General features: G+C 73.1%; 4 protein-coding genes and 1 pseudogene. All 5 read right to left on the bottom strand.

All coding sequences use genetic code 11. The features are described from left to right. A pseudogene (locus ACFFNX_RS47750) lies at positions 1-292 on the bottom strand (hypothetical protein); the annotation flags it as partial. Between the two features lie 11 nt (positions 293-303). After that, complete coding sequence (locus ACFFNX_RS47745) at positions 304-696, bottom strand: enoyl-CoA hydratase/isomerase family protein (RefSeq protein ID WP_378213057.1); 393 nt, start codon at positions 694-696, stop codon at positions 304-306. A gap of 42 nt (positions 697-738) precedes the next feature. Then, a complete protein-coding gene (locus ACFFNX_RS47740; protein WP_378213056.1) occupies positions 739-951 on the bottom strand; it encodes a hypothetical protein in 213 nt (70 codons plus the stop codon). An 89-nt stretch (positions 952-1,040) separates the two neighbouring features. Then, complete coding sequence (locus ACFFNX_RS47735) at positions 1,041-1,469, bottom strand: hypothetical protein (protein WP_378213055.1); 429 nt, start codon at positions 1,467-1,469, stop codon at positions 1,041-1,043. A gap of 424 nt (positions 1,470-1,893) precedes the next feature. Then, positions 1,894-2,411: sigma factor-like helix-turn-helix DNA-binding protein (locus ACFFNX_RS47730; RefSeq protein WP_378213054.1), on the bottom strand; the 518-nt coding region annotated here is incomplete at its 5' end.

The raw sequence follows: 2,411 nt of genomic DNA, 5'->3' as shown, positions 1-2,411 counted from the left end.
CCGCGGGCCGGCCGACGGTCGCCGCGAGCAGGTCGTCGACGATTCCCACGGTCAGGCCCCCCGTGGCCCCCAACGCGGCGGCGGGGTCGTCCTCCTCGCACAGGCCGGCCACGGTGGGAAACGTGGCCGAGACGTCGTACACGCCGCCGGCGCGGACGGCCGCCGGCGAGGGGCCGCCGGCCACCGGGTTCCAGATACGTGCGAGGAGGGCACCGGCCGTACCGTCCTGCGGCAGGGTGTCCCCGGCGCACAGCCCCGACAGACCGGCGCCCGGGTCGATGTGGGTTTCCATGGGACCTACTTTCACTCGAAGACGGCGGGACGCCGCTCGCGGAGGGCCGCCCGGCCGTCCGCCGCGTCCTCGATGGCGAGGCACACGGTCTGCGGGTCGCGTTCACAGGTCATCGCCTGGTCCAGGGGCATGGTCGCCGCCACTCGCAGGTCGGCCTCGGCCGTCTCGGCGGCGATGGCGTGCGCCCGGTCCGGCTCGACCTCCGGCGCACCGAACCGCGCGGACTCGACGGCGACCCTGATGTCGCAGGTGAGGGCGGTTTCCAGGCCTCCACCCAAGGGCCCGCCGTTCACGGCGGCGATCATCGGCTTCCGCAGGCGACGCGGCGTCTCGGTGGCCAGCCGATCTCCAGCACGGTGCTCTCCATGGGGCTCCTTCGGTCCGGTGTTCGTGTCCTCAAGCAAGGCCTGCCCAGGGTCGTCGTCAACCCGTCGCCGGCGGCCGGGTCACACCTCTTCCGCCGACGAGCGGACGGCGGCTCGATGCGCCTTCTCCAGTTCGTCGTGTGTCGGGGCGGCGCGCCTCGCCGACAGGCTCTCGCGGATCAGGGCGGACGCCGATGCCTGGAACACGGGATGGCCGGGATGACGCGGACGCGCCCACGCGGCCTCCGTGGCGGCGAGGGGGCCGGAGTAGAAGCCACCGGTGGAGCCGTCCACCTCCGAGTCCGTCCGCGCCTCCCGGCGAGCGGGCCACCCATCATGCCGGGGCAGGGACCCCCGCAGTACGGCCGGAACGGGCTCGGAGGTCAGCGCTGACTTGGTTGACGCCCTTCCGGCAGTACGCCGGACGAGGCGTAGCCGTACCCGATCTCGCCGATGGCGAGCAGGCCCTCGCCGAGCTCCGCCTGTGACCGGTCGCGCTTGATCCGGATGCGCGGCAGCGCAGCGGGGAGCGGGACGACCCACACCCGGCCGCGCGGACGCAGGGCGCGTCGTACGGTGCCCATCGTGAACGCGACCCCGTCGACCACCCCGCAGACGTCACCGAACTCCGGGAAGAGGCGGCGCACCCGGTCGAGGAACGTGGCGTCCGCGCGGCGATGGTGCCGGCCGAGACGGCGTGCCGGCCGCTTCCGCTCGGTGTTCGCCCGCCATCGTGGGAGGAGGCGTGAAGCGGTGCAGGTCAGGAAGTACACCAGCGTCAGCGCGGTCACCGCGCCGCCGACGATCGGCACCGACGTGGCGGACGAGGGCCAGCACGCCGGTCACGAAGCTCACGACGGCGACGAGCGGGAGGAGGCCGCAGGCGCCCATCGCGTAGTTCGACGCCCCGGGCACGTTCCTGTCCGTGAACGCGCCGCTGACGGAACGCGCCGCTGACGGCGAGGAACACGATTCCCAGCACGGCGCCGATGCCCACCGAAGTACCTGCCGATCAGCCGGTAGAACGGCGCGGCGCCCAGGCACAGGACGACGAGGGCGCGCATGCTTCACCCGACGTCGTACACGCGCGATGTGTTCTCCCCGGATGTGCGGTGGCCGAGCCGTTTCGCCACCGGCCCGCCCGGCGACTTCGCGGGGACTCCGATGAGCGATGCCTGCCGCGCCCTGCCATCTCGCGCACGCCTGTTCGCCATTTCGCGCGGTGGCCCGTCGACGTCAGCCCGTCGTCCAGAGACGGAGTTTCTCGGGGTTGCGTACGACCCAGATGCGCCTGATCCGGTCGCCCTCGACGTCGAACGCGAACACCGTCACGGTGACGCCGTCCTGGCGAGCCACCAGACCGGGCTGACCGTTGACCGTGCACTCCAGGAACGTCATGGTGGCGGGCCTCCGGCGGGCGATCTCGACCCAGGCGTGCGCGATCTGCTCGCCGCCTTCGATGGGGTCCAGGAACGTCGTGGCGAGGCCGCCGCCGTCGCCGATCGCCGTGGCGTCGGGGTCGAGCAGGCCGATGAGGGCGCCGATGTCCTTGGCCTCCCATGCCTGCTTGAACTCCCTGACGATGCCGGCGCGCCGGGCTGCCGGGGTCGCGGAAGGCCGCGCGACCCGGACGCGGCGGCGGGCCGAGGAGGCCAGCTGGCGGCATGCCGCCGGGGTACGGCCGACGATCTCGGCCACTTCGGCGAAGGGGTAGCGGAAGACGTCGTGGAGGATGAACGCGACGCGTTCGGCCG

The organism is Actinoallomurus acaciae, assembly GCF_042429965.1.
In the GTDB taxonomy this organism is placed as follows: domain Bacteria; phylum Actinomycetota; class Actinomycetes; order Streptosporangiales; family Streptosporangiaceae; genus Actinoallomurus; species Actinoallomurus acaciae.
The sequence above is the reverse complement of the archived record's forward strand: the minus strand, read 5'-3'. Positions and strand labels throughout refer to the sequence as shown.